The organism is Streptomyces sp. RP5T (assembly GCF_003933965.1).
Taxonomy (GTDB): Bacteria; Actinomycetota; Actinomycetes; order Streptomycetales; family Streptomycetaceae; genus Streptomyces.
On the sequence record NZ_RSAJ01001210.1, the window covers coordinates 1 to 736 of the forward strand.

General features: G+C 70.4%; 1 protein-coding gene. It reads right to left on the bottom strand.

The annotated features are described in order from the left end of the window. On the bottom strand, positions 1–662 hold a 662-nt coding region (locus tag EHS43_RS45450; RefSeq protein WP_148104379.1), incomplete at its 3' end, for a DUF4142 domain-containing protein. Between the last annotated feature and the right edge of the window lie 74 nt (positions 663–736).

The following is a 736-nucleotide window of genomic DNA, read 5'->3' on the forward strand; positions in this document are numbered from 1 at the left end:
GAGTTGGTGATCGGCGGGGTGCTGCCCGCGGCCAGGTCCTCGGCCAGGGCGCCGAAGTCGACGTATCCCGTGGCCTCCAGAATCCTGATGTGGTCCAGCACGGTGCTGTTGGCGTCGTCGGCCAGGGCGCGGACCAGGGAGTTCTGGGTGCTCGCGCGGACCTCGGCGACGACCGAGAACACCCTGCCGTGCGCGAGGCGCGTGATGTTGGCGAACTGCCGGTCGAAGTCGACGCCCTGGGCCCGGTCGAGGGTGGCGAGCCACTGCTTCTGCTGGTCGTTGGGCTCGTTGGGCAGGGCGAGTCCGAGCTTCGCCGCCACGTCACGCACGCGTGCGTCGAGGAAGGTGTGCCCCTCCACGAGGTGCTGCCCCGCCGTCCGCACGGCCTGCGTCGTCCCCTTGCGCTGGGCCTGCTGGCCCGCGGGCAGCTCCCACAGCCCCGCCAGCCGCACCTTCGTGACGAAGTCCCGGTCCAGGGCGGACAGCGGCCCGTACGGTGTCGTCACGGTTCCGGCCCTGAGCACGCTCAGTCCGGTACCGGAGCGGTCGGCGTACGACCAGAGCGGGATGAGCAGGGCCACGAGGGTCGCCGTCAGCCCGGCGATGATGACACCGGTGCCGGTGAATATGCCACGTCCCTCGATGGGCGGTCGCGGTCGCATGGTGCCTCCTGTTACGGCACCGCACGCTTGTGGGTTCCAGGTGCGGGACCGACATATTACTGCCGGGTCCGTAC